General features: G+C 72.2%; 27 protein-coding genes. 12 read left to right on the top strand and 15 right to left on the bottom strand.

All coding sequences use genetic code 11. From position 1 onward, the window contains the following. Positions 1 to 89: 89 nt before the first annotated feature. The 3 genes from IE244_RS32750 to hemL all read right to left on the bottom strand — a co-directional run bounded on the left by IE244_RS32750 (position 90) and on the right by hemL (position 3,524). The gene (locus tag IE244_RS32750; protein ID WP_191877296.1) at positions 90 to 1,352 is read right to left on the bottom strand and encodes a polysaccharide deacetylase family protein; all 1,263 of its coding nucleotides are present in this window, start codon (positions 1,350 to 1,352) and stop codon (positions 90 to 92) included. Between the two features lie 148 nt (positions 1,353 to 1,500). After that, a complete protein-coding gene (locus IE244_RS32745; RefSeq protein WP_191877295.1) occupies positions 1,501 to 2,160 on the bottom strand; it encodes a histidine phosphatase family protein in 660 nt (219 codons plus the stop codon). Between the two features lie 47 nt (positions 2,161 to 2,207). Further along, the gene (hemL, locus tag IE244_RS32740; protein ID WP_191877294.1) at positions 2,208 to 3,524 is read right to left on the bottom strand and encodes a glutamate-1-semialdehyde 2,1-aminomutase; all 1,317 of its coding nucleotides are present in this window, start codon (positions 3,522 to 3,524) and stop codon (positions 2,208 to 2,210) included. A 571-nt stretch (positions 3,525 to 4,095) separates the two neighbouring features. On the opposite strand from hemL, the gene IE244_RS32735 reads away from it, so the two are divergent. Next, on the top strand, positions 4,096 to 4,533 hold the full coding sequence (locus IE244_RS32735; protein ID WP_003974483.1) for a hypothetical protein: 438 nt from the start codon (positions 4,096 to 4,098) through the stop codon (positions 4,531 to 4,533). 121 nt (positions 4,534 to 4,654) lie between these two features. Then, complete coding sequence (locus IE244_RS32730) at positions 4,655 to 5,509, top strand: patatin-like phospholipase family protein (protein ID WP_191877205.1); 855 nt, start codon at positions 4,655 to 4,657, stop codon at positions 5,507 to 5,509. Between the two features lie 81 nt (positions 5,510 to 5,590). On the opposite strand, the gene IE244_RS32725 is transcribed toward IE244_RS32730, so the two are convergent. Both IE244_RS32725 and IE244_RS32720 read right to left on the bottom strand, forming a co-directional pair. Beyond that, entirely contained in the window at positions 5,591 to 6,556 is a 966-nt protein-coding gene (locus IE244_RS32725) for an NAD(P)H-quinone oxidoreductase (RefSeq protein WP_191877204.1), read from the bottom strand. A 56-nt stretch (positions 6,557 to 6,612) separates the two neighbouring features. Beyond that, positions 6,613 to 7,308: a type 1 glutamine amidotransferase domain-containing protein gene (locus tag IE244_RS32720; protein ID WP_191877203.1), complete on the bottom strand. Its 696-nt coding sequence runs from the start codon at positions 7,306 to 7,308 to the stop codon at positions 6,613 to 6,615. A gap of 455 nt (positions 7,309 to 7,763) precedes the next feature. On the opposite strand from IE244_RS32720, the gene IE244_RS32715 reads away from it, so the two are divergent. From IE244_RS32715 to IE244_RS32690, 6 genes are all read left to right on the top strand, one after another. Next, on the top strand, positions 7,764 to 8,672 hold the full coding sequence (locus tag IE244_RS32715; protein ID WP_191877202.1) for a LysR family transcriptional regulator: 909 nt from the start codon (positions 7,764 to 7,766) through the stop codon (positions 8,670 to 8,672). Between the two features lie 243 nt (positions 8,673 to 8,915). After that, positions 8,916 to 9,449 (top strand): hypothetical protein, encoded by a 534-nt coding sequence (locus IE244_RS32710; protein ID WP_191877201.1) that lies wholly within the window; start codon positions 8,916 to 8,918, stop codon positions 9,447 to 9,449. A 10-nt stretch (positions 9,450 to 9,459) separates the two neighbouring features. After that, positions 9,460 to 10,473, top strand: a complete 1,014-nt coding sequence (locus IE244_RS32705; protein WP_191877200.1) for a hypothetical protein — start codon at positions 9,460 to 9,462, stop codon at positions 10,471 to 10,473. 28 nt (positions 10,474 to 10,501) lie between these two features. After that, complete coding sequence (locus tag IE244_RS32700; protein ID WP_191877199.1) at positions 10,502 to 11,836, top strand: Dyp-type peroxidase; 1,335 nt, start codon at positions 10,502 to 10,504, stop codon at positions 11,834 to 11,836. 102 nt (positions 11,837 to 11,938) lie between these two features. Beyond that, on the top strand, positions 11,939 to 12,190 hold the full coding sequence (locus tag IE244_RS32695; protein ID WP_191877198.1) for an NfeD C-terminal domain-containing protein: 252 nt from the start codon (positions 11,939 to 11,941) through the stop codon (positions 12,188 to 12,190). A gap of 11 nt (positions 12,191 to 12,201) precedes the next feature. Next, a complete protein-coding gene (locus IE244_RS32690) occupies positions 12,202 to 13,389 on the top strand; it encodes an SPFH domain-containing protein (protein WP_191877197.1) in 1,188 nt (395 codons plus the stop codon). Here the strand turns inward: IE244_RS32690 and IE244_RS32685 are convergent. Continuing rightward, entirely contained in the window at positions 13,386 to 14,033 is a 648-nt protein-coding gene (locus IE244_RS32685; RefSeq protein WP_191877196.1) for an NAD(P)-dependent oxidoreductase, read from the bottom strand. The two genes, IE244_RS32690 and IE244_RS32685, sit on opposite strands and share 4 nt — an antisense overlap. Further along, complete coding sequence (locus IE244_RS32680; protein ID WP_191877195.1) at positions 13,924 to 14,976, bottom strand: EamA family transporter; 1,053 nt, start codon at positions 14,974 to 14,976, stop codon at positions 13,924 to 13,926. Before IE244_RS32680 ends, IE244_RS32685 begins: the two co-directional genes overlap by 110 nt. Positions 14,977 to 15,054: 78 nt before the next feature. Here IE244_RS32680 and IE244_RS32675 point away from each other — a divergent pair, with 78 nt between their 5' ends. Then, the gene (locus tag IE244_RS32675; RefSeq protein WP_191877194.1) at positions 15,055 to 15,954 is read left to right on the top strand and encodes a LysR family transcriptional regulator; all 900 of its coding nucleotides are present in this window, start codon (positions 15,055 to 15,057) and stop codon (positions 15,952 to 15,954) included. Positions 15,955 to 16,002: 48 nt separating this feature from the next. On the opposite strand, the gene IE244_RS32670 is transcribed toward IE244_RS32675, so the two are convergent. Together IE244_RS32670 and IE244_RS32665 are read right to left on the bottom strand one after the other, a co-directional pair. Further along, complete coding sequence (locus IE244_RS32670) at positions 16,003 to 16,263, bottom strand: hypothetical protein (protein WP_308436303.1); 261 nt, start codon at positions 16,261 to 16,263, stop codon at positions 16,003 to 16,005. 211 nt (positions 16,264 to 16,474) lie between these two features. Beyond that, positions 16,475 to 17,266 (bottom strand): MBL fold metallo-hydrolase, encoded by a 792-nt coding sequence (locus tag IE244_RS32665; protein WP_191877193.1) that lies wholly within the window; start codon positions 17,264 to 17,266, stop codon positions 16,475 to 16,477. 79 nt (positions 17,267 to 17,345) lie between these two features. Between IE244_RS32665 and IE244_RS32660 the strand changes: the two genes are divergently transcribed. Continuing rightward, a complete protein-coding gene (locus IE244_RS32660) occupies positions 17,346 to 17,966 on the top strand; it encodes a CGNR zinc finger domain-containing protein (protein WP_191877192.1) in 621 nt (206 codons plus the stop codon). A gap of 147 nt (positions 17,967 to 18,113) precedes the next feature. Here the strand turns inward: IE244_RS32660 and IE244_RS32655 are convergent, their stop codons facing one another. Then, complete coding sequence (locus IE244_RS32655) at positions 18,114 to 18,944, bottom strand: M55 family metallopeptidase (RefSeq protein WP_191877191.1); 831 nt, start codon at positions 18,942 to 18,944, stop codon at positions 18,114 to 18,116. Between the two features lie 88 nt (positions 18,945 to 19,032). On the opposite strand from IE244_RS32655, the gene IE244_RS32650 reads away from it, so the two are divergent. Next, complete coding sequence (locus IE244_RS32650; RefSeq protein ID WP_191877190.1) at positions 19,033 to 19,308, top strand: hypothetical protein; 276 nt, start codon at positions 19,033 to 19,035, stop codon at positions 19,306 to 19,308. 158 nt (positions 19,309 to 19,466) lie between these two features. After that, entirely contained in the window at positions 19,467 to 21,293 is a 1,827-nt protein-coding gene (locus tag IE244_RS32645) for a phosphatidylglycerol lysyltransferase domain-containing protein (RefSeq protein WP_191877189.1), read from the top strand. On the opposite strand, the gene IE244_RS32640 is transcribed toward IE244_RS32645, so the two are convergent. The 5 genes from IE244_RS32640 to IE244_RS32620 form a co-directional block, all read right to left on the bottom strand. Beyond that, entirely contained in the window at positions 21,259 to 21,996 is a 738-nt protein-coding gene (locus IE244_RS32640) for a hypothetical protein (protein ID WP_229854486.1), read from the bottom strand. The two genes, IE244_RS32645 and IE244_RS32640, sit on opposite strands and share 35 nt — an antisense overlap. Before the next feature lie 94 nt (positions 21,997 to 22,090). Next, positions 22,091 to 23,509: a sensor histidine kinase gene (locus tag IE244_RS32635; protein ID WP_191877188.1), complete on the bottom strand. Its 1,419-nt coding sequence runs from the start codon at positions 23,507 to 23,509 to the stop codon at positions 22,091 to 22,093. Further along, positions 23,510 to 24,235, bottom strand: coding sequence for a response regulator transcription factor (locus IE244_RS32630; protein WP_308436306.1), 726 nt, complete (start codon positions 24,233 to 24,235; stop codon positions 23,510 to 23,512). 190 nt (positions 24,236 to 24,425) lie between these two features. Then, the gene (locus IE244_RS32625; protein ID WP_191877186.1) at positions 24,426 to 25,094 is read right to left on the bottom strand and encodes an FMN reductase; all 669 of its coding nucleotides are present in this window, start codon (positions 25,092 to 25,094) and stop codon (positions 24,426 to 24,428) included. After that, positions 25,091 to 26,185 carry an LLM class flavin-dependent oxidoreductase gene (locus IE244_RS32620; protein ID WP_191877185.1) on the bottom strand — a complete coding sequence of 365 codons (1,095 nt, stop codon included), beginning with the start codon at positions 26,183 to 26,185 and terminating at the stop codon, positions 25,091 to 25,093. Before IE244_RS32620 ends, IE244_RS32625 begins: the two co-directional genes overlap by 4 nt. Positions 26,186 to 26,256 lie beyond the last annotated feature (71 nt).

Here is a 26,256-nt window from a genome sequence, read left to right as displayed (position 1 = left end):
ATGCCGTTTCCGGGGATCTCGCGCGCCCCCCTGCCGGGCGGAAAACCGCATTTCAGGAGCTATTTACACGGGACATATCCGGCAACGTGCTAGGCGAGGAACTGCTTCCAGCCACCGGCGGGCTGCCGCCCGACCTCCAGCGTGCGCAGCTTGGCGAGCACCTCGGGCTTCTGTACGTCCATCCAGTCGACGAACTGCCGGAAGGAGACCATCCGCACGTCCGCGCCCTTCTCCTTCTCGCGCGCGATGTGCTTGAAGGCCTCCTCGACGGAGTCCATGTAGATGCCGCCGTTCCACTGCTCGAAGTGGTTGCCTATGAAGAACGGCGCCCGGTTTGTCTCGTATGCCCGCTGGAAGCCCGCTATGTACGCCTGCGCGGACTGCTTGCGCCAGCCCGGGTAGTTGTAGGCGGGCGCCTTGGTGGAGTTCACGGACTGGTTGGCGAGCATGTTGTAGTCCATCGAGAGCACCTCGAAGGAACGTCCGGGGAAAGGTATCTGCTGCAGCGGCAGGTCCCAGATGCCCAGCTTCTTGTCCGGCCACACCTGACGGCCGCCCGGCGAGGACGCGTCGTAGCGCCAGCCCAGCTCACGGGCGGTGGGCAGCAGGTTGTTCTGGCCGAGGAGGCAGGGCGTGCGGCCGCCGACCAGCTCCTTGTCGTAGTCGAAGGGCAGCGAGGGCAGGTCGTGCCAGCCGGTGTTGGTCCGCCACTGCTTCACGAACGCCTTGGCCTGCTCGATCTCGCTCTTCCACTGCTGCGCGGTCCAGTTGCCGACGGTGCCGTGGCCGGAGCAGAAGTGCCCGTTGAAGTGGGTGCCGATCTCGTGGCCCTCCAGCCACGCCCGGTGCACGTTGGCGAGCGTCGCCTTGATGTGCTCGTCGGTGAGGTAGCCGATGTCGGAGGCGCCACGCGGGTTGTTCGGGGGCTCGTAGAGCCGCTTCTTCGACTCGGGCAGCAGATACAGCCCCGAGAGGAAGAAGGTCATGCTCGCGCCGTGCTGCTTGGCGAGGTCCAGGAAGCGCGGGAAGAGTCCGTTGCCGACCTCACCGGCGCCGTCCCAGGAGAAGATGACGAACTGCGGCGGGGTCTGGCCCGGCTGCAGCGGCTCGGGCTTGGCCGGCTGGTGCGCCTGCTTGCCCGTGAACGACGTGGAGCCGTCCCCGATCGGCTTGCCCGGGTGCGAACCGCTCCCGCCGCCCTGGCCGTTCTTCCCCTGCCCGGAACCGTTCGGGTGCCCGGCACCGTCGGATGACGTGTGGCTCCCGCAGCCCGCCAGGGTGGCGGCGGCCGCCGCACCCGCGCCGAGGCCGAGCATTCCCCTGCGGGAGAGGTTCCGGGAGACGGTGCGCATGGAGATCCCCGATTCGTCGCGCCTACTGATGGTCACCCAGTCAGAGGGCGCGACGAACGAGGAGGTTCCGCTGATTTGTATGGTTTTCGTAACGGATACCGAAAAAGCGCGCTAAGACACACCAAACGGACCGTCAGAAACCCCTGTCTCAGGCCCCGAAGGCCTTCCCCTGAGCGGTGCCCTTGCCCTTCTGCGGCTTGGCACCGGCCCGCAGATGGGCCGGGACGAGATCGATCGCGGGCTCGCTGTAGCCGACCGACACGATCCTGTCGCCCAGATATGTGAAAGTCGTCAGGGAGGCGAGCGTGCACTGCCGCTTGCGCGGATCGTGCCACAGCCGCCGCCGCTCGACGTAGGACCGCACGATCCAGATCGGCAGCTGATGGCTGACCAGCACCGCCTCGTGCCCGCGCGCCTGGTCCTTGGCCGCGTTCAGCGCGCCCATCATCCGCACCACCTGGTCGACGTACGGCTCGCCCCAGGACGGCTTGAACGGGTTGACCAGGTGCTTCCAGTTCTCGGGCCGCTGCAGGGCACCGTCCCCGACGCCGAACGTCTTGCCCTGGAAGACGTTGTCGGCCTCGATGAGCCGCTCGTCGGTGTCCAGGTCGAGACCGTGCGCCTTGGCGATCGGGGTGGCCGTCTCCTGCGCCCGCTCCAGCGGCGAGGCGCAGACGTACGTGACGTCCCGCGCGGTGAGGTGCTCGGCCACCCGGTCGGCCATCTGCCGGCCCAGCTCGGACAGGTGGTACCCGGGCAGCCGCCCGTAGAGGATCCCGTCCGGGTTGGCGACCTCACCGTGCCGCATGAGGTGGACGACGGTGACGTCCTTGTCCCTGCTGCCGTTGCTGATGCTCACGCGGTGGCCTCCGCAGCCGCCCGGGCCGCCGCCGGAAGGGCGTCGGCGATCTTCTGGATGGCCCGCTCGTCGTGGGCCGTGGACACGAACCAGGACTCGAAGGACGACGGCGGCAGGTAGACGCCGTTCGACAGCAGCGAGTGGAAGAACGCGGTGAAGCGGTACGACTCCTGCCGCTTGGCGTCCTCGTAGGTGCGCACCTGCCGGTCGGTGAAGAACACCGAGAACATGTTGGAGGCGGTCTGCAGCCGGTGCGCGACGCCCTCCTTGCTCAGCGCCTCGCCGACCAGGGACTGGATCTGCGCGGAGACCGCGTCGACCTTCTCGTAGGCCGCGTCGTCCAGCAGCCGCAGCTGGGCGAGCCCGGCGGCGGTGGCGACGGGGTTACCCGAGAGGGTGCCGGCCTGGTAGACGGGACCGGCGGGGGCGAGGTGGGCCATCACATCGGCGCGCCCGCCGAAGGCCGCGGCCGGGAAGCCGCCGCCCATGACCTTGCCGAAGGTCATCAGGTCCGGCTTGACCCCGTCGATCCCGTACCACCCGGCGCGGCTGGTACGGAAGCCCGTCATCACCTCGTCGGAGATGAACAGGGCGCCGTTCTTCCGGCAGGCGTCCCGCAGCCCCTGGTTGAACCCGGAGGCCGGCGGTACGACGCCCATGTTGCCCGGCGAGGCCTCGGTGATCACGCAGGCGATCTCACCGGGGTGCCGGTGGAAGGCCTCCTGCACGGCCTCCAGGTCGTTGTACGGCAGCACGATCGTGTCGCCGGCCTGGGCACCGGTGACACCCGGGGTGTCGGGCAGCGCGAAGGTCGCGACGCCGCTGCCGGCCGAGGCGAGCAGCGAGTCGACGTGACCGTGGTAACAGCCGGCGAACTTGATCACCTTGGACCGCTGGGTGAACCCACGGGCGAGCCGGATGGCGCTCATGGTCGCCTCGGTGCCGCTGCTGACGAGCCGCACCTGCTCCACGGGCTCGACCCGGGCGACGATCTCCTCGGCCAGCGCGACCTCGCCCTCGCCGGGCGTGCCGAAGGACGTGCCGCGGGCCACGGCCTCCTGGACGGCGGCGATGACCTCGGGGTGCGAGTGCCCCAGGATCATGGGCCCCCAGGAACAGACCAGGTCGACGTACTCCCGCCCGTCGGCGTCGGTCAGGTAGGCCCCCTTCCCCGACACCATGAACCGGGGCGTGCCGCCGACGGCGCGGAAGGCGCGCACCGGCGAGTTCACGCCGCCGGGTGTGACGGCGGAGGCACGGTCGAAGAGCGCCTGGGAGGCCGGCGCGTCGTAGGGATAGGGCGTTTCGCTCAGGGCACTCATGACCTGCTGCTTCTCCGGCTTCTCGGACTCCGGCTGCTTGGGGGACCTCCTCAGGGTAGGCCGCGGCCCGGCGGGCGCGTGGCCCGCCTCAAGATCCAAGCGCCGTCATCCGCCATCTGCGAGACTGAGCCCTGATACACACAGCTCTTACGCACGTAATGATCAGAGGCCGGACAAGAACCCGTGGACTGTTGTTCCACCGCACGTTTCGGCGGGCGGCCGTGGGGGAGGTCACTGACACGATGATCGGGTTGCGCGGCGGGGGCCACGCGTCCTAGAAAAGCAGTCGGGTGGAGATATGCATCGCGGTGGCGGACTGGGCGAGGGGACTGATGACCTGGGTCCTCGACGTGCCCGGCGGGGAAGGCACCGGCGCGACGCGGAGGAATCGACCGAAGCGCGGCAGAGCGACGCACGTCGGACACAGGATGTACCGAGCGAGCCCGAGCGGCACGACCGGCAGGGTGATCGGCAGCTGGACCGCCAGCTGGAGCGACCGGTCGACCGCCGTTCGGACCACCGGGCCGACCGCCTGACGGCGGGGAGCAGGAAGGGTGGTCGGGTGGGGGTGACGTACAAATACTTCGGCGCGCCTGACGGCGCGACCGCGGCACGCGTTCCCATCTCGATGCGCCCCGAGGAACTCGGTGGCGACGAGCTGGGCATGAACGGCATGTTCACCAAGATCAAGCCGGAGACGATGGCCGCGATGGTCCTGACCGGCATCGAGGGCGTCCCCCTGCACAAGGTGCCGCCCCTGGAACTGGTCGTCCTGCACCCCGACTACGCGGTCGTCAAGCTCCCCATGACCGTCGTCGACCCCCTGCGCGGCATCGGCGAGGAGGCGGTCGGCGCGGCGGCCTTCATCTGGTCCACGGTCCCGGACCGCGGCGGGCCGCGCGATGCGTTCAACGTGTATCAGCTGCTGCACGAGTGGCAGGACTTCTCGCATCGGCTGCATGAGGCGGGGCATCAGCCTTATTGCTTGGTTTGGCCCTGAGCTGGTGTTTCGTCGGGTGTGGGCGGGGTTTTCGGACCCCGCCTTTTTCATGCGCCTTTCATGCGCCGGGGCTGGTTGATCGTTTTAGGGTGGGATCGCCACAGCAGCGGATGGGGGAACGATGCATTCACGGGACAGTGCGCTCGTGCTCGGCCCGGGCGGGCTCGTGGGCACCGCCTGGATGGTGGGACTCGCCCAGGGCCTGCGCGGCCTGGGCGTCGACCTGGGCGCGGCGGATCTGGTCGTCGGCACCTCGGCCGGCGCGATCGTGGGCGCCGCGCTGGCCACGGGCCAGGGCCTCGCACACTTCGCCGACCCCGCCGGCAGCGGCGGCGAGGGTCCCCGGCCGCCGCGGGCCGATCCGCAGCGCATGGGTGAGGTCTTCGCGGTCCTCGGTGCCGGCCTGCCACCGGAGGAGGCCCGTCGGCGGGTCGGGCGGATCGCCCTCGACTCGGCCGATCCGGAGGCCGAGCGGGCCTTGGTCGCGGTGCGACGCCGGCTCGTCGGCACGGACGCCTGGCCGACCGAGCGTCGCCTGCTCATCCCTGCCGTGGAGGCGGGAAGCGGCGAGCCGGTGGTCTGGGATCGCGACAGTGGCGTTCCACTGGCGGCTGCTGTCGCGGCCTCCAGCGCGTTCCCGGGCGCGGCGCCTCCCGTCTCGATCGGTGGGCGCCACTTCATCGACGGCGCGCTGCGGGCAGGCACCAACGTGGACCTCGCGGCCGGTGCACGTACGTTGGTCGTCGTGGAGCCGATGGCGCGTCAGGCTCCCGGGCAGGAAGCGTTGGCTGCGCTGGGCGCGGAGACGGTGGTGTCGCTGTTCCCGGACGAGGCATCGGCGGCGGCGCTCGGCACGGACCCGACGGACCCGTCGGCGTGGGTGCCCGCGTTCCAGGCGGGGCGGCTGCAAGCCGCTGCCGCGCGGAAGCAGCTGGCCGGCTCCTGGGCGCCGGTGAGAGGCGAAAGCTTGGCATGAACGCCTTCCCGGGCACGTGCCTTGAGGGCACATCCAGGGCGTTGTTGAATCCGCCGCTTCGGGTGCGGGGCCGGGTCGGCGTCACGCGGTGTCGGTGTTGACCAGGACGATCTTGCCGATGTGGTGGGCGTCCAGGATCCGGTGCGCCTCGGCGGCCTCCGCCATGGGCAGGGTCCGGTCGATGACCGGCTGTACGGAGCCGTTCTCGATCAGGGGCCACACGTGCTCCTGGACCTCGGCCACGATGGCCGCCTTCTGCGCGGTCGGGCGGGAGCGCAGGGTGGTCCCGTGTACGGACGCGCGTTTGAAGAGGAGGTCGGCGAGGTCGAGTTCGGCCTCCAGGCCGTTCTGCAGACCGATGATGACCAGTCGCCCGTCGGGGGCCAGGGAGCGGACGTTGCGCTGGAGGTAGTGGCCGCCGACGACGTCGAGGATCACGTCGTAGGGAGCGTGTTCGGCGAAGTCCTCGGTGCGGTAGTTGATCGCGAGGTCGGCGCCGAGCTCCCGTACCCTGGCGGCCTGGTCGGGGCCGCCGACCGTGGTGACGACGCGGGCACCGCGGGCCTTGGCGAGCTGGATGGCCATCGTGCCGATGCCGCCGGCTCCGCCGTGCATGAGGAAGGTTTCGCCCGCCTTGAGGGCACCGGTCATGAAGACGTTCGACCAGACCGTGGCGGCGGCCTCCGGAAGGGCCGACGCTTCGACGAGGCTCATCCCCTTGGGCACCGTGAGCAGCTGCCCCGCAGGGACGGCGACCTTCTGCGCGTACCCGCCGCCGGTGAGCAACGCGCACACCTCGTCGCCCGGTTGCCACTGGGTGACGCCCTCACCGACGGCGCTGATCCGGCCGGAGACCTCCAGCCCCGGGTAGGGCGACGCTCCCCGCGGCACGGGGTACCACCCCATCCGCTGCGCGACGTCCGCTCGGTTCACCGCGCCGGCCACCACGTCGACGACGACCTCGCCCGCGGCCGGGGCCGGGTCCTCGGCCTCGGTCCACTCCAGGACCTCCGGGCCTCCGGGTTCCCTGATCGAAATTGCTTTCATCTCTCTCTTTCTCGCATCCCTGAGGGAGTTGTCGGTGGGCGCGGAGCCCTACCGCGTCACTTCAGCTTCTTGAGGACCTCGGCTGCGGCCGGTCCGGCGGAGGCGGGGTTCTGACCGGTGACCAGGTTGCGGTCCACGACGACGTTCGGGGCCCACGGCTCGCCCGCCCGGTAGTCGGCGCCGGCCTCGACAAGGCGGTCCTGGAGCAGCCACTTGGCGCCCGCCGCCAGGCCGTTCTGGGTCTCCTCGGCGTTGCTGAAGCCGGTGAGCCGGTAGCCGGCGAAGGCGTTGCCGCCGTCGGCCTCGGTGGCGGCCAGCAGCGCGGCCGGGGCGTGGCAGACCACGCCGAGCGGCTTGCCCGAGGCCAGGGTGTCGACGAGGAGCCTGCCGGAAGTGGCGTCGACGGCCAGGTCCTCCATCGGGCCGTGGCCACCGGGGTAGAAGACGGCGGCGTAGTCGTCGAGGTCGACGTCCTCCAGCGCGACGGGGTGCTGGATCTCGCTGATCGAGGCGAGGGCGTCCGCCATCTTCCGCGCGCCCTCCTCGCCGCCGTTGAACTCCGGCGCCAGGCTGACCTGGTCCAGGGGCGGTACGACGCCGCCCGGCGTGGCGACGACGATGTCGTGGCCGGCGGCCTTGAACGCCTGGTACGGGGTGACGGCCTCCTCGGCCCAGAAGCCGGTCGGGTGCTTGGTGCCGTCCGCCAGTGTCCAGTGGTCGGCGCCGGTCATCACGAAAAGGATCTTCGACATGGTGCGGTCTCTCCTAGAGCCGGGTATCGGGCGGCGCCCCGCGGGAGCGGGCGCCCAGGTCTCTGCACTGGTTGCTCGGTCTCTGCACCGGTTGCCCGGTCTCCGGCCGCCGCAGCGAGAACCACGTCGCTGACGGCCTCGGCGGACACCGGGTTCTGCCCCGTGATCAGGCGGCCGTCACGCACGGCGTACGGCGCCGGGGGACGGCACTCCGCTTCCACACCGTCGGCCGACTGCACGCTCGGGGCCGGGTGGGACCGGACGGCACCGACGGTGGTGATCCAGGGAGCCCAGTACTTCACTGCTCTCGAAACTAAAGGTGCTGAAGTATCCGCGCCAATGAAGAAGCCGATACCAGGTATCGATGACCCGATGCCCCGACCCGGTGACCGCGTGCCCCGGTCCTGGGACGGGCGGATGGGTGGCCGGCAGGCGTACCTCGTACGCTCGGATCCGTGAGCGTTCACGACACTCATGCGTCCGGTCCGCTGGACCTGAACCTGCTGCGGACCTTCCTCGCGGTGCACCGCCTGGGCTCCTTCACCGCCGCGGCACGTCAGCTGAGCCTGTCGCAGTCCACCGTCACCACGCAGATCCGGACACTGGAGAACCGCCTGGGCCACGAGCTGTTCGAACGCCGGGCGCAAGGTGTCACCCCGCTGCCCCACGCGGACGAACTCGCCACCCGGCTGTCGGGCCCCCTCGACCAGCTGGCCGTCATCGCCGACGAGGAACCGAGCAGCACCGTGGCGCCGGTGCATCTGGCGGGGCCCGCGGAGTTCATGAGCGTGGCCGGCCTGCTGGTGCTGGGCCCGCTGGTCACGCAGGGCGTCCGGCTGCGGGTGGCCGTCGGGCTGACCGAACCGCTGCTGGAGGAACTGCGGGCCGGACGCCACGACCTCGTCGTCGCCACGCGGCGGCCCCGCGGCCGGACGCTGCAGGCGGACCTCCTCGCCGACGAGGAGTTCGTCCTGGTCGCCGCGCCTGTGTGGGCCGAGCGGCTCAAGGGGCGGGAGCTGTCCACCGCCCTGGAGGGCCTCCCGCTGGTCGCCTACGCCGAGGACCTGCCCATCGCCCGCCGCTACTGGCGCCATGTCTTCGGCCGCCGCCTGCACACCCAGGCCGCGATCACGGTCCCCGACCTGCGCAGCGTCCTCACCGCCCTCACCGCCGGCGCCGGCTGGAGCGTCCTGCCCAGCTATCTGTGCCGCGCCGAGCTCGCGTCCGGCGTCCTCCAGCTGCTGCACCAGCCGGAGGACCCGCCGATCAACACCGCCTACCTCGTCCAGCGCCCGGGCAGCTCCACCAACCCGCACGTGGCGCTCGTCCGCGAGCACCTGCTGTCCGCCGCGAGAACCTGGTGAACGGCCCAGCGACGCGAGAGCCCGTACGGCTGCGCTTCCGCCCCGGCGAGGCGACCCAGCTCGTCATCGGCTGGGCGGACCCTCCGGCCGTACCGCCCGAGAGGCACCTCAAGCCGTGTTCGTCCGCTCCGAGGGCTGACCGGCGCCCGGACGCCGTACAGCTCCCGCTCGGCAGGCGCACCCGCGCCGCGGGTGCCACGCTTGACTGAGTCCCGGCCTCTGGAACGCGGAGAGGGGACGGACATGGAGATCAAGCCGCAGATGGTCGCCATCCCCAAGGACACCGGCCATCTTGAGCAGGGGAAGTACGGCCCCGTTTTCCCCAGGACCCCGGCGTGCTACGGGTTCACCATCATCGCGCGGGTCAAGCCGGGCCGGGCCGAGGCGGTGCGCGCCCACGGCCAGACGCTGGTCAAGGCCCTGGAGGAGGACCCGTACCTGCTGGCGCCGTTGAAGCTGCACTACCTCCGCTGGGTTCTCTTCGACGACGACACGCGCTTCATGTACCAGGGGATCTTCGACACCGACTTCGACAAGTACACCGAGGACGCGGTCGCGCTCTTCACGAAGGTCGGCGCGAGCACCGTCTTCGAGAACCTCGAAGGGTTTCCCGAGGACTGGCAGTCGAACCCCGAGGCGTTCGTCCGGTTCGTGCGGGAACACCACTGTCCGAGCTTCATCGAGTACGGGGAGTATCCGTACGTGACCTCGGACGAGATCAAGAAGGCGCTGCGGATCAAGGGCGCCCTGTCGGAGATGCTCGACCAGCTGCAGTGAGACGATCGGCATGAGCGAGGTCAGGACCGCCCGCACGTACAACCAGCGCCACGTTCCGCGGGAGTACACCCCGGGCGGTCGGCGGGTGAGTATCTACGTGTCCTGGAGCTACCCGGCCGAGGCCGGTCGCGACACGGCCGGGCTGGACAACCGCTTCTCCACGATGACCGAGGTCAGGCGGGTCGCGTGGCCGGACTACGAGGATCCGAGGTGGTCGGATCCGTATCGGTTCCAGCAGGGCATCGCCGGGTCGCTGGAGCTGTTCTTCTGGGCCTGGGTGCCGTTCCAGGACTTCGTCGAGGAGGTCACGGGACACCCCGTCCCGGTGTACCAGCGCATCGACCAGGCGGGCTTCCCCACCCCGCTGGACGAGCGGGTGCTCGACGACACGGACGTGCTCTTCGTGTTCGGGCTGGACCACGCGGTCACCGGGCAGGAGGCCCGGCCCGGGGAGATCGAGGCACTGCGGGCGTTCCTGGGCCGGGAGGGCACCTGCCTCGTCCTGGGCCCGCACCACGACGTCGGCGCGTCGGACGACCTGAAGGTCCGGGAGATGGAGTACCGCCATCACGGCGATCCCCTGGTGCCCCGGCAGCAGCGGTTCGCCACCTACGTCAGGGACCTGATGCAGGGCCTCGGAGTGCCGGTCATGAACCGGTACGGACTGCGCCCGGCGACGGGTGAGGGCAACCGGATCGTCCCGTTGTCCACGGTCAGGGACCTGGACCCGAAGGGCTGGCTGGACGGGGTGACGAACTTCAACTTCCACATGCACCTGCCGCACTACGAGGTGACGACCGACGATCCGGACACCGTCCGTGTGCTGGCCAGACAGCCCATCGACCTGTCCCGGCCGCATCCGTTCACCGAGGCCGGCAACACCGAGTTCAACATGCTCCTGTGGATGCCGCCCGGCGGTGACCGAGCGGCCGACCTGCTGCTGGCGGACTCCACGATCTTCAGCTCCTTGTTCGGCGGGGACGAGAGCCTGCGCAACTTCTGGCGCAACCTCGTCTCCCCGTAGGGCGCGTACGGCCGCCGGGAGGTCAATCGTGAGCGTGCACACGGGCGTCGCACTGGAACTCGACGACATCCAGCGCGGGGTCCTCAGCCCCCGGCCGACACCGTACGCGGCGACGTATCTCGTCTTCCGCATCGACGACCCGGACCACGGGCGGGAGTTGATGCGCCGCGCGAGTTCGGCGGTGACCTCCGCGGCGGACGCGGTCAGCCCGCTGGGTGAGACCTGGGTGAGTGTCGCCGTCACCTGTCAGGGCCTGGCGGTGTTGGGGGTGCCGCGCGCGTCGCTGGAGACGTTCGCCTGGGAGTTCCGGCAGGGGATGGCGGCCCGCGCCCGAGCTCTGGGCGACGTGGGCGTGAGCAGCCCGGAGCACTGGGAGGCCCCGCTGGGCGGCCGCGACGTCCATGTGGTGCTCACAGCGGTCGCGCCCGGTCCCGCGCAGCTGGAGGCGGCCGTCGACCGTGCCCGCCCCGCCTACGACGGGCTGTCCGGCGTGACGGCGGTCTGGCGGCAGGACTGCTACGCGCTGCCCACCGAGACCGAGCATTTCGGCTATCGCGACGGGGTCAGCCATCCGGCCGTCGAAGGCAGTGGCATAACGGGATCCAACCGGCTGGAAGTCCCGCTGAAGGCGGGCGAGTTCGTCCTCGGCTACCCGGACGAGCTCGGCGGTGTGCAGCGCCCGCACCCCACCGAGCTGGGACGCAACGGCAGTTACGCGGTCTTCCGCAAGCTCCACCAGGACGTCGCCGCCTTCCGGCGCTATCTGAAGGACAACTCCACCGGACCCCAGGACGAGGAGCTGATCGCCGCGAAGATCATGGGGCGCTGGCGCAGCGGTGCTCCCCTGGCGCTGGCTCCGCAGGCCGACGATCCCGCACTCGGCGCCGACCCGGACCGCCGTAACACCTTCCTGTACGAGAGCGACGATCCGACGGGGTTCAAGACGCCCGGCGGCTGCCACATCCGCCGGGCCAACCCCCGCGACGCCGCGGTGGCGGGAGAGGTCCGTCTGCACCGCATGATCCGGCGTGGCGCCGTGTACGGCCCGCCGCTGCCCGAGGGGGTGCTGGAGGACGACGGAGCCGACCGCGGCCTGATGTTCGCGTTCATCGGCGCGCATCCGGGGCGGCAGTTCGAGTTCGTGCAGTCGCAGTGGATGAACGACGGTGTCTTCTTCGGCGCCGACGACGCCAAGGACCCCGTCACCGGAGCGCACGACGGCTCCACCGGTTTCACCGTCCCCCGGCGACCGGTGCGCCGGCGCCTGGCCCCCCTGCCGCGGTTCGTCGTCACCCGAGGGGGCGAGTACTGCTTCCTGCCGAGCCTGACCGCCCTGCGCCGGCTCGGCGGTCTGCACGAGTGAGGGCATGCGCCCGTTGGGTCCCGGCCCCGCTGGGTCTATCGTCTGAATTCCGGGGTCGGGACGAGTGACTTCCGGGGTCGGGACGAGGAGGACGGGCCGGCGATGGCGCAGGACGAGGCCGTGATCGGCTGTGTGGGCAAGGTGCTCATCGGGACGCGGGGATCCGCGGGCCCCGGTGAGGTCCTGGTGCGGGTCAGGGGCGGCTCCGAGACCTTCCTGGCATGGTCCGAGGACCCCCTGCCCGCGGGCGCCACGGTCCTCGTGATCGAATCACGGGGATGCCGCCAGGTCGGCGTCATCGAGTGGGTGGATCCATTGGACGCGCTCGGCGGAGAGGCCGCCGGCGCCGGCTGAGGAGTACAGGCATGTTCGGATACCGCGTTCCCGCTCCCGACGAGGCGATGTTGATCTCCGGGGGGCGGCGGGGACTGGGGGGCGCGCCCTTCCGAGTGGTGACGGGACACGGGAAGTTCGTGCTTCCGGTCTTCCGTAAGGTCCGGTTCCTCACGCTGTCGATGTGCGAGGCCGAGGTCACCGAGACCTGTGTGACCAAGCAGGGCATCTCGCTGCATGTGCGCGCGGTGATCGCGTTCAAGGTCGGCAACGACCACGAGAGCATCATCAACGCCGGTCAGCGGTTCCTGTCCGACCAGGAGCAGATGTCGGTGCTCACCGGCCGGATCTTCGCCGGTCATCTGCGGGCCATCATCGGCTCGATGACGGTCGAGGAGATCGTCACCGAGCGGCAGAAGCTGGCCGCCGAGGTGCTGGACACCTCGAAGACGGAGATGGCGAAGATCGGCCTGATCGTCGACTCGCTGCAGATCCAGTCGATCGACGACGGCGACACCGGCTACATCGACGCGATGTCCGCCCCGCACAAGGCGGCGATCCAGCGGCAGGCGCAGATCGCCCAGGCCCAGGCCACCCAGGCCGCGGTCGAGGCGGAGCAGGCGGCGGCTCGCAAGCAGGCCGAGTACGCCCGGCAGACCGCCATCGTCAAGGCCGAGTACTCGGCCGAGGTGGACCGCGCCCAGGCCCAGGCCGCGCAGGCCGGACCGCTGGCGCAGGCGCACGCCCAGCAGGAGGTGCTGGCCGCCCAGACGGAACTGGCCGAGCGCCAGGCCCGGCTGCGCCAGCAGCAGCTGGTCGCCGAGGTCGTCAAGCCCGCCGAGGCCGAGGCCGAGCGGGTGCGGGTCCTCGCCGCCGCCGAGGCCCAGCGTATGAAGATCCAGGCCGAGGCCGCCGCGTCCTACGACCGGGTCGCCCTCGACCGGATGATCATCGACCAGCTCCCGCAGATCGTGAAGGAGGCCGCCGGCGGCCTGTCCGGTGCCAACGTCAACGTCCTGAACGGCGCGGACGGCCTCGGCGAGATCGCCGCCGGCCTGGTGTCGCAGGGCCTGACGATCCTCGAGTCGGTCCGGCACAACCTGAACGGCGGCCAGGACAAGGACGAGCAGGGCGGCAGGGGTGACCTGGGCGGCCTGCTCCAGCTGCGCTCGGGCAAGGAGCGGAACCCGGACGACGACGGTCCGGTCAACGTCGACTAGGCGCCCCGCTGGTGCGCGACCGTGAGGTGACGGTGCGCGCCGGGGCGCTCCAGCTCGTCCAGCACGGCCACCGCCAGGTCCTCGGCGCTGATCCGGGAGCCGCCGTCGGCGTCGGTCAGCAGGGTGTCGGTGCCGCGCCGGTAGCGGCCGGTGCGCTCGCCCGGTTCCAGTACGGCCGGCGGGCTCAGGTAGACCCAGTCGGCGCCGGGGTGGGCCTGGCAGGTACGCAGCTGGGCCACGCCGGCGAGTGCCACGGATCGGTACTCGTCCGGCACGTACACCGGGTTCTCGGCGACCAGGAGTGCCCGGTCGCCGGGGCTGCGCAGGGCGCCGGCGCCGCCGACCACGAGGACGCGGATCCCGAGCCGTGCGGCGGCGTCCAGCACCGTACGGGTGGCGCCGACGAGGAACTCCTGGTCTGCCGGGAAGGTCCGTACGGTCAGTACGACGGCGTCGGCGGCGGAGCCGGCGAGCGCCTCCCGTACGGCGGCCGGGTCGGTCACGTCCACGGCGACCGGCGTCACGGCCGGGTCCTCACTCGCCGGCTTCCGGGACAGCGCCAGCACCCGGTGTCCGCGCGCGCTCGCCTCGCCGACCACCCGGCCGCCGACCATCCCGGTGGCCCCCAGCACGGCGATCGTCATGGTCCCGGCCTGCGAAGCCCGGCTCGTCGATCCTGTTCGCATCGAAGTTCTCCTCTTTCGTTCCGTTCTTCTTCCGTGCCCTCGGGGTGAGTTGCGCGGCCACCAGCGCGGTCAGCGCCAGGGCGAAGCCGAGGGTCTGCGGCAGGCTGAGCGACTCGCCCTGCGCGAGGCCGATGAGGGTCGCGACCAGCGGGGACAGCAGCACCAGCGGTGCGGACGCGGCGACCGGCAGGCTGCCGATGCCGCGGAACCACAGCGTGTACGCGATCAGTCCGCCCATGCTGCCGAGCCAGAGGTAGCCGCCGGCGGCGCCCGCGTCGATCCGCGCGGGCACTCCCTCGACGGTCAGGGTGAGCGGGAGCAGCAGCAGTCCGCCGACGGTCAGTTGCCAGCCGGCCAGGGCGAGCGGGCCGACGCCCGCCGGACGGCCCCAGCGCTTGGTGAGGACGACCCCGCCGGCCATGGTGGCCGTATGGCCGAGACCGGCGAGCACGCCCACGGCGTCCAGCCGGGCCCCCGGTCCGAGCACGACGAGGCCGACACCGAGCACACCGAGCACGCCCCAGCCGAGCCGCCAGGCCGTGGGCCGGTCGTGGAGCACCGCGAGGCCCAGCCCGGCCACCAGCAGTGGCTGGGCGGCGCCGAGGGTGGCGGCGACTCCGCCGGGGAGCCGTTCGGCGGCCACGAACAGCAGCGGCATCGCGCCGATGTTGAGGACGCCGAGGACCGCGGTCTTCCACCACCACTCGCCGCGCGGCAGCACCCGGGTGATCGCCAGCGCGAGCAGCCCGGCGGGCAGGGCCCGCATCAGGCCCGCGAACAGCGGATGCCCGGGCGGGAGCAGCCGGGTGGTGACCACGTAGGTGGTGCCCCACGAAGCGGGGGCGAGCGCGGTCAGCAGGACGGTCGCCGCCCGCTGTGCGGTGGAGGTCGAGGGACGCATGGGGGAAGTCTCGACCGGACCTCGCCATGCATTCAAAGCATGGTTGTAATCGCAGCCATGAATGTAGACGATTGATCTGTGGATCTCCAGCAGCTGCGTTACGTCGTCGCCGTCGCCGACACCCTGAACTTCACCCGGGCCGCCGAGCGGTGTCAGGTGGTGCAGTCCTCGCTGAGTCATCGGATCGCGGCGCTGGAGCGGGAGCTCGGGGTCCGGCTGTTCGCCCGGTCCAGCCGCCGGGTCGAACTGACCGGCGCCGGTGCGGCGTTCCTCGTGGGGGCGCGGGAGTGTCTGGCCGCCGCCGACCGCGCGGTCGCCGATGCCGCCGCCGCGACCGGCGTGGTGCGCGGGCGGCTCGCCGTCGGCGTGATCGTGACCACGGCCGCCGTCGACGTACCCGAGCTGCTGCAGCGCTACCGGGCCCGGCATCCCGACGTCCGCGTCGTGCTGCGGTCCGGGCGCAGCGACGAGCTGGCGGCGGCGGTGCGCGACGGGGAGCTGGACATCGCCTTCCTCGGCCTGCCGGAGGGTGCGCGGCCGGCCGGTCTGGAGACCGTGGTGCTCGATCACGACCGGCATGTGCTGGTGGTGCCGGCCGGGCACCGGCTGGCGGGGGCCGCCCGGGTCACGCTGGCGGAGATCGCCGGGGAGACGTTCGTGGACTTCGTGGCCGGCACCCCCGCCCGCGCCCAGTCCGACCAGGCGTTCGCCGCGGCGGGTCTGGCCCGTGACGTCGCCTACGAGGCCGGTGTCGTGGAGCTGATCACCCGGCTGATCGCGCGCGGGCTCGGTGTCGCGCTGCTGCCGTCGGCGTTCATCCGCCCGCTCGCCGCCGACGACCCCGGGCTGGCCCTGGTGCCGGTGGCCGACGGTCCGCGGCGCCTGGAGTACCTGGCGTGGAGCCGGTTCAACCCGAGCCCGGCCACCCGGGCGATGCTCGACGTCCTCGGGGTCAGACCGCCGTCGGGGCGCTCCTGACGCGGTGCCGCCGTACCGGCCGGCCCGGCCGCTCGGACCGGTTGGGCGTCAGCGGGCGGGAGCGGTCCGCGGGGCGGCGCTCGCCAGCTCCAGCAGTTCCCCGACCGGCCACTGGTCGTACGCGTGCTCCCCGTACTTCGCGGCGAGCACGGTGCCGTCGGCGCCGATGAGGAAGTCGGCGGGCAGGCCCAGCCGGCCGCCGGGCCGGCGGCCGCGCTCGCGCAGCATCCCCCAGGCGCTGCGCGACACCGCCCGCACGACCGGGCCCCACACCCGCGGATCCAGCGGCGCCCGGGGCGCCGACTCCACTCCGAGCTCGGCGTACAGCCGCTTGTCCCGGCGCGGGCACGGTGCCCATCTCCGCGCCGGCGGCCGAGGAGTTCCCGCTCATGCCGGCGACCGCCCGCCGCGCCCGGCGCGTCGATGTGGAACGGGAGTCCTCCGGCGGCCTCGCGGCGCTGCTGGGCGGCCTGACCCCCTGACCCGCCGGACCCTCGGGGATCCGGTGGTTCCGCGGCACTCAGTCCAGCTGGAGCCGGTCCGCGAGTCCCGCCTCCTCGAACGCCTTCACCACGTCGTCGCGGGTCTCGGTGAAGTGGGCCCAGCTGTCGCAGTGGGCCGGCACCACCCGGCGGGCGTCGAGCAGCCGGGCGGCGGCGGCCGTGCCCTGGCCGTCGAGGACGAGGAGGGCGTCGTCGAGGACGGGCATCCGGGGTGCGCCGGCGAAGAGGACGGCGGTGTCGACGGGGGCGAACCGGTCGGCGATCTCCCGCACCAGCTCCAGGGAGGCGTTGTCGCCGCTGACGTAGACGCTCGGCAGGTCGGCGGAGGTCAGCAGGAATCCGGTGACGTCACCGACGAGCGGCTCGGAGCCCTCGGGGCCGTGCAGGGCCGGGGCGGCGGTCACGGTGACCGTGCCGCCGTCGGGACGGGCGAGGTCGACGGACCGCCACGGCGCGAGGGGCTCGGTGGTGCCGCCGAGCCGGCCGGCCGCCGCGGGCGTGGTGAGGGTGCGCGGGGTGGCGGCGAGCAGGGCCCGGCCGGAGTGGTCGAGGTTGTCGGCGTGCTGGTCGTGCGAGAGCAGGACGACGTCCACGGGGCCGAGCGCGGCGGCGCTCACGCGGGGCGGGGCGGTCTTGGTCAGGGTCCGGCCGCTGGGCGACGGGTAGTCACCGGGGCCGTCGAAGGTGGGGTCGGTGAGGAAGCGCAGGCCGCCGTACTCGATGAGGACGGTGGGGCCGCCGAGGACGCTGACGGGTATGCGCTCGTCTGCGGGTGCGGAAGCGGGCGAGGGGGAGGGCGTTGCGGCCATATCGGCTCACCTCACGGATAGAAGGAGTTCATCCGTGAGAGACACTACGCCTTTCTCACGGATGCATGCAAGGCGTACCATGAGACACGTGACAGAGAGCGTGAGTGGGACCGACCGGTCCGCGCCGTACCCCCCGGCGCCGGGCGCCCAGCAGCACCCCGCCCTGGACCTCGCCAACAGCGCGATCACCCTGCCCGGCGGACAGCACATCGACCTCCTCGGCACGCCCGCCGCGGCACAGCGCTGGCTGGTGGAGCGCGGGCTCGCTCCGGCCGATGCCGACCTGCGCGAGACGTGCGCGGGCCGGCTGCGGGCCCTGCGCGAGCGGATCCGCGCACTGCTGGCCTCCCGCGCCGGGGGCCACCCCGCCCCCACCGACGCCCTCGACGCCGTCAACGAGGCGCTCACCCTCGCTCCGGCCGCCTCCCTGCTGCACTGGTCCGCGGAGCGGGGCCTGCACCGCTCCGCCGCCCACCCGGTCACCCAGATCGTCGAGCACGCGCTGGCCACCCTCGCCGCCGACGCCGCCGACCTGCTCACCGGCCCGGACGCGGACCGCCTCACCGCCTGCGGCTCCGCCCCCTGCAACCGCTACCTGCTCCGCCACGGCCGCCGGCACTGGTGCTCCACCCGCTGCGGCGACCGCGCCCGCGCGGCCCGCGCCTACGCACGCCGCACCGGGCGGACCGAGGAGACCTGAGCCCCGGGGGCGGCCCGAGGACGACCGGGCACACCGGGACAGCCCGAGGACGACCGGGACACACCGACGCGGGCGCCGGCCGACCGGGCCGCAGGGGACCGGCCGAAGGAACCACGGCGTGCCGGGGCGAAGTCGCCCGTCGGGGCACTAGCAGTACGGCGCCTGGCTGGTGAGCGAGGAGGCCACCCGCATCCACACCCCGAACTGCCGGTAGAGCGACGGAAGCCCGCCGGTCGCACGGACCGTACGGCTGTCGTCCGCGGTCACCCCCGGGATGCCCAGGAGGGTGGCGGCGACGGAGGCGGACTGCCAGCGGACGGCGAGGGTGGCCTCGGCGGCCACGGCCGCGGGACGCCGGGGGGCCGGGCTCAGGGCCGCCGCGACCGCCTCCTCGACGGCCTTCCAGGCCTCCGCCTCCGGCCGCAGCTCGGCGGCGAACCGGTCATGGGCGTACTTCACGGGCACCGTGACGACCGACGCGTCCCACGCCGTCATCTCCGCGCACGCCACGTCGTCACCCGTGAGGGCCACCACGGGCACCCCCAGGGCCGCGGCCGTGGCGTGGGCGAGCCCGATCTCACCGACCGGGCGGCCGTCCAGCCACATGTCCTCGATCTCGTGACCCATGAAGCTGTGGCTGAGCACGCCCGGCGCGCCGGCCCGGGAGTGGTAGCCGACACACAGCGCGGCGTCGTACTCCCCGGTCAGGCCCTCCAGCATGCCCATCCGCTTGGGCTTGCCGCGCACCAGGCGGGCGGCCGGGTGCAGCGCCTCGGGCAGCAGGTTGCGCATCGGGCCGTGGGCGTCGTTGACGAGGATGTCGTCGGCGCCCGCCGTCAGCGCGCCCCGCACGGCCGCGTTCACATCCTCGGCCATCATGGAACGGCCGCGCTCGTAGTCCCGGCCGCCCGGCTGGACGTCGTCCGCGTCCACGAGCCCGGTGACGCCTTCCATGTCCACGCTGATGTAGATACGCACGACGTCGACCCTAAAGGACCCTACGTATTGTAGGTTCCCAACCGCCGGCGGCACCCGCCCGTTCATACGTCTGTTCATCGGGGGACCCATGCAGGACACGGAAACGGAAGCCGGCGGGGAGGTCTGCGCACACAGTCTCGCGCCGACACTGACCCTGCTGGCCGTCAGCCTCCTCGTCGCCGCCGTCGGCGTGTACGAGCTGTGCGGCTTCGGTCTGCACAGCCTCGACCGGCGCCCGCACCTGTTCAGCGACGGTCTCGCGACCGGCGGGGTGATCGTCGCCGCGGTCGCGGCCGGCGCGGCGCTGGGCAACCTGGGCTGGCACCTGGTGACGGCCCGGCGCGGCAGGGAAAGGGCCGGGTAAGAGGCGCGGCACGGGAAGGGGTTGGGTAAGAGGCACGGCCCGTGGCGGGGCCGGGTAAGAGCCGGTGCCGGTACGCTCCCGGTGCACAGGCGCAATGCCCTACAAACTGTAGGGTGAGCGTCTGCCCCATCCCTCCCCACCCAAGGTGACCAGTCACCATGCCCGCTCAGCAGTCGACCGTTGTCTCCGCGAAGGTCCCCGGTCAGCGCGGCACGCGCCGCGAGTTCCGGTTGCCCGACCCCAGTCCCCGGCTGCGCGCCGGGGCGGCCTCGGCCACCGTGTGGTACCTGCGGCTGATCGCCGTCTTCAACATCATCGCGGTGCTGTCGCTGCCGTTCCGCAAGGAGGTCGAGGAACACAACGACGGCCAGCTCTTCACCGCCCGCCACGTGCACGCGCACACCCACCACGCCGGCCAGTTCTTCACCCCGTACCTGGCCACCGCCGGCCTGGTCTCGGCCGCGGCGGCGATCTTCCTGGCGCTCGTGATGCGACGCGGGAAGCGCGCCGGCTGGGTGGTCAACATGCTGCTCGCCGGCCCCCTCTTCGTGCTCTACGTCCTCGCCCTCACCCAGCACCCGTTCCGCGACCACGCCTTCAACTGGGTCTCCACCGCCCTCACCGGCCTGTTCGTGGCCGCGCTGCTGATCGGCCGCCGGGAGTTCAACGCCGTCGGTGACCCCTCCAACCCCAAGCTCGCGCTGGCCGTGGGCACCGGCGGGGTCGTGCTGACCGGCGGCCTCGGCACACTGCTGGTGCACGCCACCAACACGCTGCCGGGCGCGCCTCTGGCCGAGGAACTCGCCTACACCCTGCTCCGCGGCATCAGCGTCGGCCCGCTCGCCGACCGGGTCGACTCCGTGCACGCGCCCCGCTGGGTCGACATCATCATCAACATCCTGCTCGCCGCGGCCTTCTGCCTCGTGCTGTACGCCTGCTTCCGCTCCCCGCGCGGCCGCCGGCTCCTGACCCCCGAGGACGAGGAGAGGCTGCGCGCGCTGCTCGACAAGCACGGCGCCCGTGACAGCCTCGGCTACTTCGCGCTGCGCCGCGACAAGGCCGCCATCTTCTCCCCCACCGGCAAGGCCGCCGTGACCTACCGCGTCGTCGGCGCGGTCTCCCTCGCCTCCGGCGACCCGATCGGCGACCCCGAGGCCTGGCCCGGCGCCATCGACGCCTGGCTCACCGAGGCCCGCCGGCACGCCTGGACCCCGGCCGTCATGGGCGCCAGCGAGGAGGCCGGCACCATCTACGCCCGCCACGGCCTGGACGCCCTCGAACTGGGCGACGAGGCGATCGTGGACATCGCCGACTTCACCCTGGACGGCCGCGCCATGCGCGTGGTCCGCCAGGCCCACAACCGGGTCAAGCGGGCCGGGTACAGCGTCCGCATCCGCCGCCACGAGGACATCCCCGCGGACGAGATGGCGCTGCTGACCGAGCGCGCCGACCGCTGGCGCGACGGCGCCACCGAACGCGGCTTCTCCATGGCCCTGGGCCGTCTGGCCGACCCGGCGGACGGCCGCTGCGTGATGCTGGAGTGCCGCGACGCGAACGACGAGCCGCGCGCCCTGCTCAGCTTCGTGCCCTGGGGCGAGCACGGGCTGTCCCTGGACCTGATGCGCCGCGACCGCGACTGCGAGAACGGCCTGATGGAGTACATGGTGGTGGAACTCCTGCTCGGCGCCAAGGAGCTGGACATCCACCGGGTGTCCCTGAACTTCGCGATGTTCCGCTCGGTCTTCGAACGCGGCGCCCGCCTCGGCGCCGGCCCGGTCCTGCGCCTGTGGCGCTCCACCCTGACGTTCTTCTCCCGCTGGTGGCAGATCGAGTCCCTCTACCGGGCCAACGCCAAGTACCGCCCGGTGTGGGAGCCCCGCTTCCTGCTGTTCGCCAAGAGCAGCGACATCCCCCGGATCGGCCTGGCGAGCGCCCGGGCGGAGGGCTTCCTCACGCTGCCGGGGATGGGCGGGCACCAGCCGTAGCGTGCGCGGACGAGGGGCCGAGGACGGGCGGGGTCACCGCGCCGGCGGCGGAGTCGGGAAAGTAGGGTTCCGCGTCGCTCTGCCGCCAGCCGGGGTCGTAGGCGCAGGGCGCGGTGGCGCCGCCGGCGAAGTACTGGCGGTCCGCGAACCAGTCGAAGGACATCCGCTCGTCCCCGTCGTCCCGCTGGGCGTAGAGCGTTCCGTCCCTACCCTTGCCCGCCGCGCGGTACGACGTGATCTCCCACCCCTCGTCGGTGAGGCGCCGGTGCAGCCGGCGCAGGCCGGCGGCGGCCTGGCTCGCGGGCACACGGTCCAGCGCCCACGCGTGATGCATGCGGTAGGCGCCGTCGACGGTCTTGTCCTCCATCCCCAGCAGACCGCCGTCGTAGCAGTAGCCGGCGTCGAGCGTGTTCTCCGGGCTGACGCCGACGCGTTCGACCCCGGGCCGCACGGGCCGGGTGAACCCCATGGCGTCGTAGGCCTCCTGGGAGTGCCGGAAGACTCGGCCGGCCATGTCCTCGGGTGCGACGCGGGGAAGGTCCGTGGCGTCCCCGGCGTTCCAGGCGAGCCGAACGACCAGGACGAGCAGCGCGACGAGCGCGAGGCCTCCGCAGCCGAGGCAGCCGAGGAAGGGGGAAGGGGCCCCGGAGCCGGTCGTCGGGGCGGCGGTGGCCGTGGCGGCCGGTGTGGTCTGCTCGGGCATACGAGGACCGTAGGGCGCCGGGGGACCCCGGCGCATGCGCGTGCCTACCCGGGCACGGTAGGTACGTCTACTCAGTCACGCGGGCCCCGCACCCTCACGGCGTCCGGCCGCCCACCGTGAACCCGATCACCGCTCCGCCGCCCTCCCGCCGGAAGGCGAAGGGCGCTCCGCCGTGCGCCATGGCGACCTCACGGACGATGGACAGGCCCAGTCCGGAACCCGGCAGGGAGCGGGCGTCGGCGGCGCGGTAGAAGCGGTCGAAGATCCGGATGAGGTCGCCCTCGGCGATCCCGGGGCCCCGGTCCAGCACCTCCACCCGCACGGTCCCCGACCGCGCCGGCCCGGTGACGTCGACCTCGATGGGGCCCTTCCCGCCCCGGTCGAACTTGGCCGCGTTCTCCACCAGGTTGGACAGGGCCCGCTGCAGCATCCCGGGCCGCCCGTCGGTCGTCGTGTCGCCGCTCGCGCGCAGCACGATCTCGCGCCCGGTACGGCGTTTGGCCAGCCCCACCACGTCCTCGGCGATGTCCGCGAGGTCCACCCGCTGCGGCGGCTCGGTGTCGGACTGCCCGGCGGCGAGGTCGACCAGCTCGTTGACCAGGTCGGTCAGCTCCCGCGCCTCCTGGGTGAGGTCGGCGACCAGTTCCTCCCGCGTGGCCGGGGGGAGTTCGTCGATGCGGCGGAGCAGGGAGATGTTCGTGCGCAGGGACGTCAGCGGCGTACGCAGTTCGTGCCCCGCGTCCTGCACCAGCCGCCGCTGGTCCTCCTCGGACTGCGCGAGCCGGCCCAGCATCCGGTCGAAGGCCCGCCCGAGCCGGCCCACCTCGTCCAGCCCGGCCACCGGCACCTCGATGCCCAGCCGGCGGGTGCGGGCCACGTCCTCCGCCGCGGAGGTGAGCACCACCAGGCGCCGGGTGATCCGCCGGGCCAGCCACCACCCGAACAGGCCGGCCGCCACCACGACCGCCGCCATCAGGATCAGCGTCCGCTGCTGCAGCGCCCGCAGCAGGTCCTCGGTGTCGCTGAACTCCTGCGCGACCTGCACCGCGCCCCGCCCGTCGCCGAGCGAGACGGTGGCGATGCGGAACAGGTCCTCGTCCACCCGCACGTCCTTGTGCTCGACCACCTTCCCGGCCGTCACCGCGAGCGCCATGGCCTTGTCGCGGGAGGTGACGGGCAGGCTCGGATTGCCGTGGTCGACGATCTGGCCCTGCGCGCCCAGCACCTGCACATCGGTGCGGGCGGGCCGCACCAGGTCGTGCCCGGGACGGGAGGAGGAGAAGTCGTCGGGGACCATCTCGTGCTGCCGTACCTCGTCCCGTACGTCCTGCACGACCTGCGTGAACACCGACTGCTGGTCGACGCGGACCAGCCGTGCGGCGGAGCCGTACGACAGGATGCCGACGAGGATGGTGACGGCGGCGGTGACCGCCGCGAAGGAGACGGCGAAGGTGGTGCGCAGGGAGACCAGCTTGGGCCGGCCCGGGGCCAGCAGCCGCCGCAGGCGGCCCACCTAGTCCTCCCGGAGCACGTAACCCACGCCCCGCACGGTGTGGATCAGCTGCGGGGCGCCGGGCTCGTCCAGCTTGCGGCGCAGGTAGCCGACGTACACGGCGAGGTTCTTGGAGCCGGGCCCGAAGTCGTAGCCCCAGATCCGGTCGTAGATCGTGGAGTGGTCGAGCACGATCCCCGCGTTGCGCACGAGCAGCTCCAGCAGCTCGAACTCGGTGCGGGTCAGCTCCAGCTCCCGCTTGCCGCGCCAGGCCCGGCGGGCCTGCAGGTCCATGCGGATGCCCGCGGCCTCCACCTGCCGGTCGGGCAGCTGGGCGTCCCGGCCACCGGCCTCGACGCCCGCGCCGCCGTTGCCGCCGCCGGCGGGCACCGGGCTGGTCCGGCGCAGCAGGGCGCGCAGCCGGGCGAAGACCTCCTCGACGTCGAACGGCTTGACCACGTAGTCGTCGGCGCCGGCGTCCAGGCCGGCGATGCGGTCGGCGGTCTCCACCAGCGCGGTGAGCATGAGGATCGGCGTGCGGTCGCCCTCGGCGCGCAGCACCCGGCAGACCTGGAGGCCGTCGATCCCCGGCATCATGACGTCGAGGACGAGGACGTCCGGCGGGGTCTTGTGGGCCTGTGCCAGCGCTTCGACGCCGTCGGCCACCGCCGTGACCTCGTACCCTTCCAGGGTCAGGGCACGCTCCAGGGCATGACGGATGGCACGGTCGTCTTCGGCGAGCAGCACAGTCTGGGGCACGGTCCCAGTCTGCCAAGGCCTGCGGCGATTCGGCCGGGGCGAGCGGACCTACGATCACCCTTTTTACCGGCCTCTCACCGTCACAGGGGCAACCCGGCGCCGGGTTCTACCGTCTTCTCACCGTCGGCCGCGCCGCGCCGCCTACCGGCGTCCCCGGACCCGGCTCCGGCCCCGTTCCTCACACGCCGGTCGGGCTCAGCTTCGCCAGCTGCTCCTCGAAGGGCACGACCACGAATCCGCCGGAGGCGCCCGCCGCGGCCCGGCCCGAGGCGCCCGCCCCGCCCTGGTCGGACGTGCCCGCCCCGATCCCGCCGGACGTGCCCGCCCCGGGCGCCGACAGCCCGGTCATCAGGCCGGCCAGCTCTCCCGCCGCCCGCTCGATCCGCCCCGGGAGCCCCTCCTCACCCCAGTCCTCCGACGCCGCGTACACACCGGTCGGCGCGACGACGGCCCGCAGGTAGGTGAACAGCGGCCGCAGCGCGTGCTCCAGCACCAGCGAGTGCCGGGCCGTGCCCCCGGTGGCCGCGATCAGCACCGGCGTGCCCACCAGCGCGTCCTTGTCCAGCACATCGAAGAACGATTTGAACAGCCCGCTGTACGACGCGCTGAACACCGGCGTGACGACGATGAGCCCGTCGGCCCCCGCCACCGCCTCCTGCGCGGCGGCGAGCGCCTTGCCGGCGAAGCCGTTGGTGAAGTTGTGCGCGATCTCGACCGCGAGGTCACGCAGCTCGATCACCTGGACGTCGGCCGGCGTCCGCCGGTCCACCGCGGCGGCCAGCCGGTCGGCCAGCAGCCGGGTGGAGGACGGCACGCTCAGTCCCGCGGACACGACGACGAGCCTCATGCGACGGTCTCCTTCCGCTCCTGACCGGCGGCGAGCAGGGACTGCTGGGTCGGCGCCTCGGGCACATCCGCCGGGCGCCCCTTGGCGAACTCCTCGCGCAGCACCGGTACGACCTCCTCGCCGAGCAGGTCGAGCTGCTCCAGCACGGTCTTCAGCGGCAGGCCCGCGTGGTCCATCAGGAACAGCTGGCGCTGGTAGTCACCGGCGTACTCGCGGAAGGACAGCGTCTTCTCGACGACCTGCTGCGGGGAGCCCACCGTCAGCGGGGTCTGCTCGGTGAACTCCTCCAGCGACGGCCCGTGGCCGTACACCGGGGCGTTGTCGAAGTACGGCCGGAACTCGCGCACCGCGTCCTGCGAGTTCCTCCGCATGAACACCTGTCCGCCCAGTCCGACGATCGCCTGCTCGGGCGTGCCGTGCCCGTAGTGGGCGTACCGGGTCCGGTACAGCTCGACCATCCGCTTGGTGTGGTCGGCGGGCCAGAAGATGTTGTTGTGGAAGAAGCCGTCGCCGTAGTAGGCCGCCTGCTCGGCGATCTCGGGCGAGCGGATCGAGCCGTGCCAGACGAAGGGCGGGACGCCGTCCAGCGGGCGGGGGGTGGAGGTGAAGCCCTGCAGCGGCGTGCGGAACCTGCCCTCCCAGTCCACGACCTCCTCGCGCCACAGCCGGCGCAGCAGGGCGTAGTTCTCGATGGCGAGGTTGATGCCCTGGCGGATGTCCTGGCCGAACCAGGGGTAGACCGGCCCGGTGTTGCCCCGGCCCATCATCAGGTCGACGCGCCCGTCGGCCAGGTGCTGCAGCATCGCGAAGTCCTCCGCGATCTTCACCGGGTCGTTGGTGGTGATCAGGGTGGTGGAGGTGGAGAGGATCAGCTTCCGCGTCCTCGCGGCTATGTAGCCGAGCAGGGTGGTCGGGGAGGACGGCACGAACGGCGGGTTGTGGTGCTCGCCGGTGGCGAAGACGTCCAGGCCGACCTCCTCGGCCTTCAGCGCGATGGCGACCATGGCCTTGATGCGCTCCGCCTCCGTCGGCGTACGCCCCGTGGTGGGGTCCGGCGTGACGTCGCCGACCGTGAAGATCCCGAACTGCATGGTCGCTCACCCTCCAGGTTGTTGACCGTTCAACTATATCCCGTCGAACGGTCCCCCCGGCCGGGTTATTC

The organism is Streptomyces filipinensis (assembly GCF_014649495.1).
Taxonomy (GTDB): Bacteria; Actinomycetota; Actinomycetes; order Streptomycetales; family Streptomycetaceae; genus Streptomyces; species Streptomyces filipinensis.
This window is presented reverse-complemented; position numbering and strand designations above follow the sequence as displayed.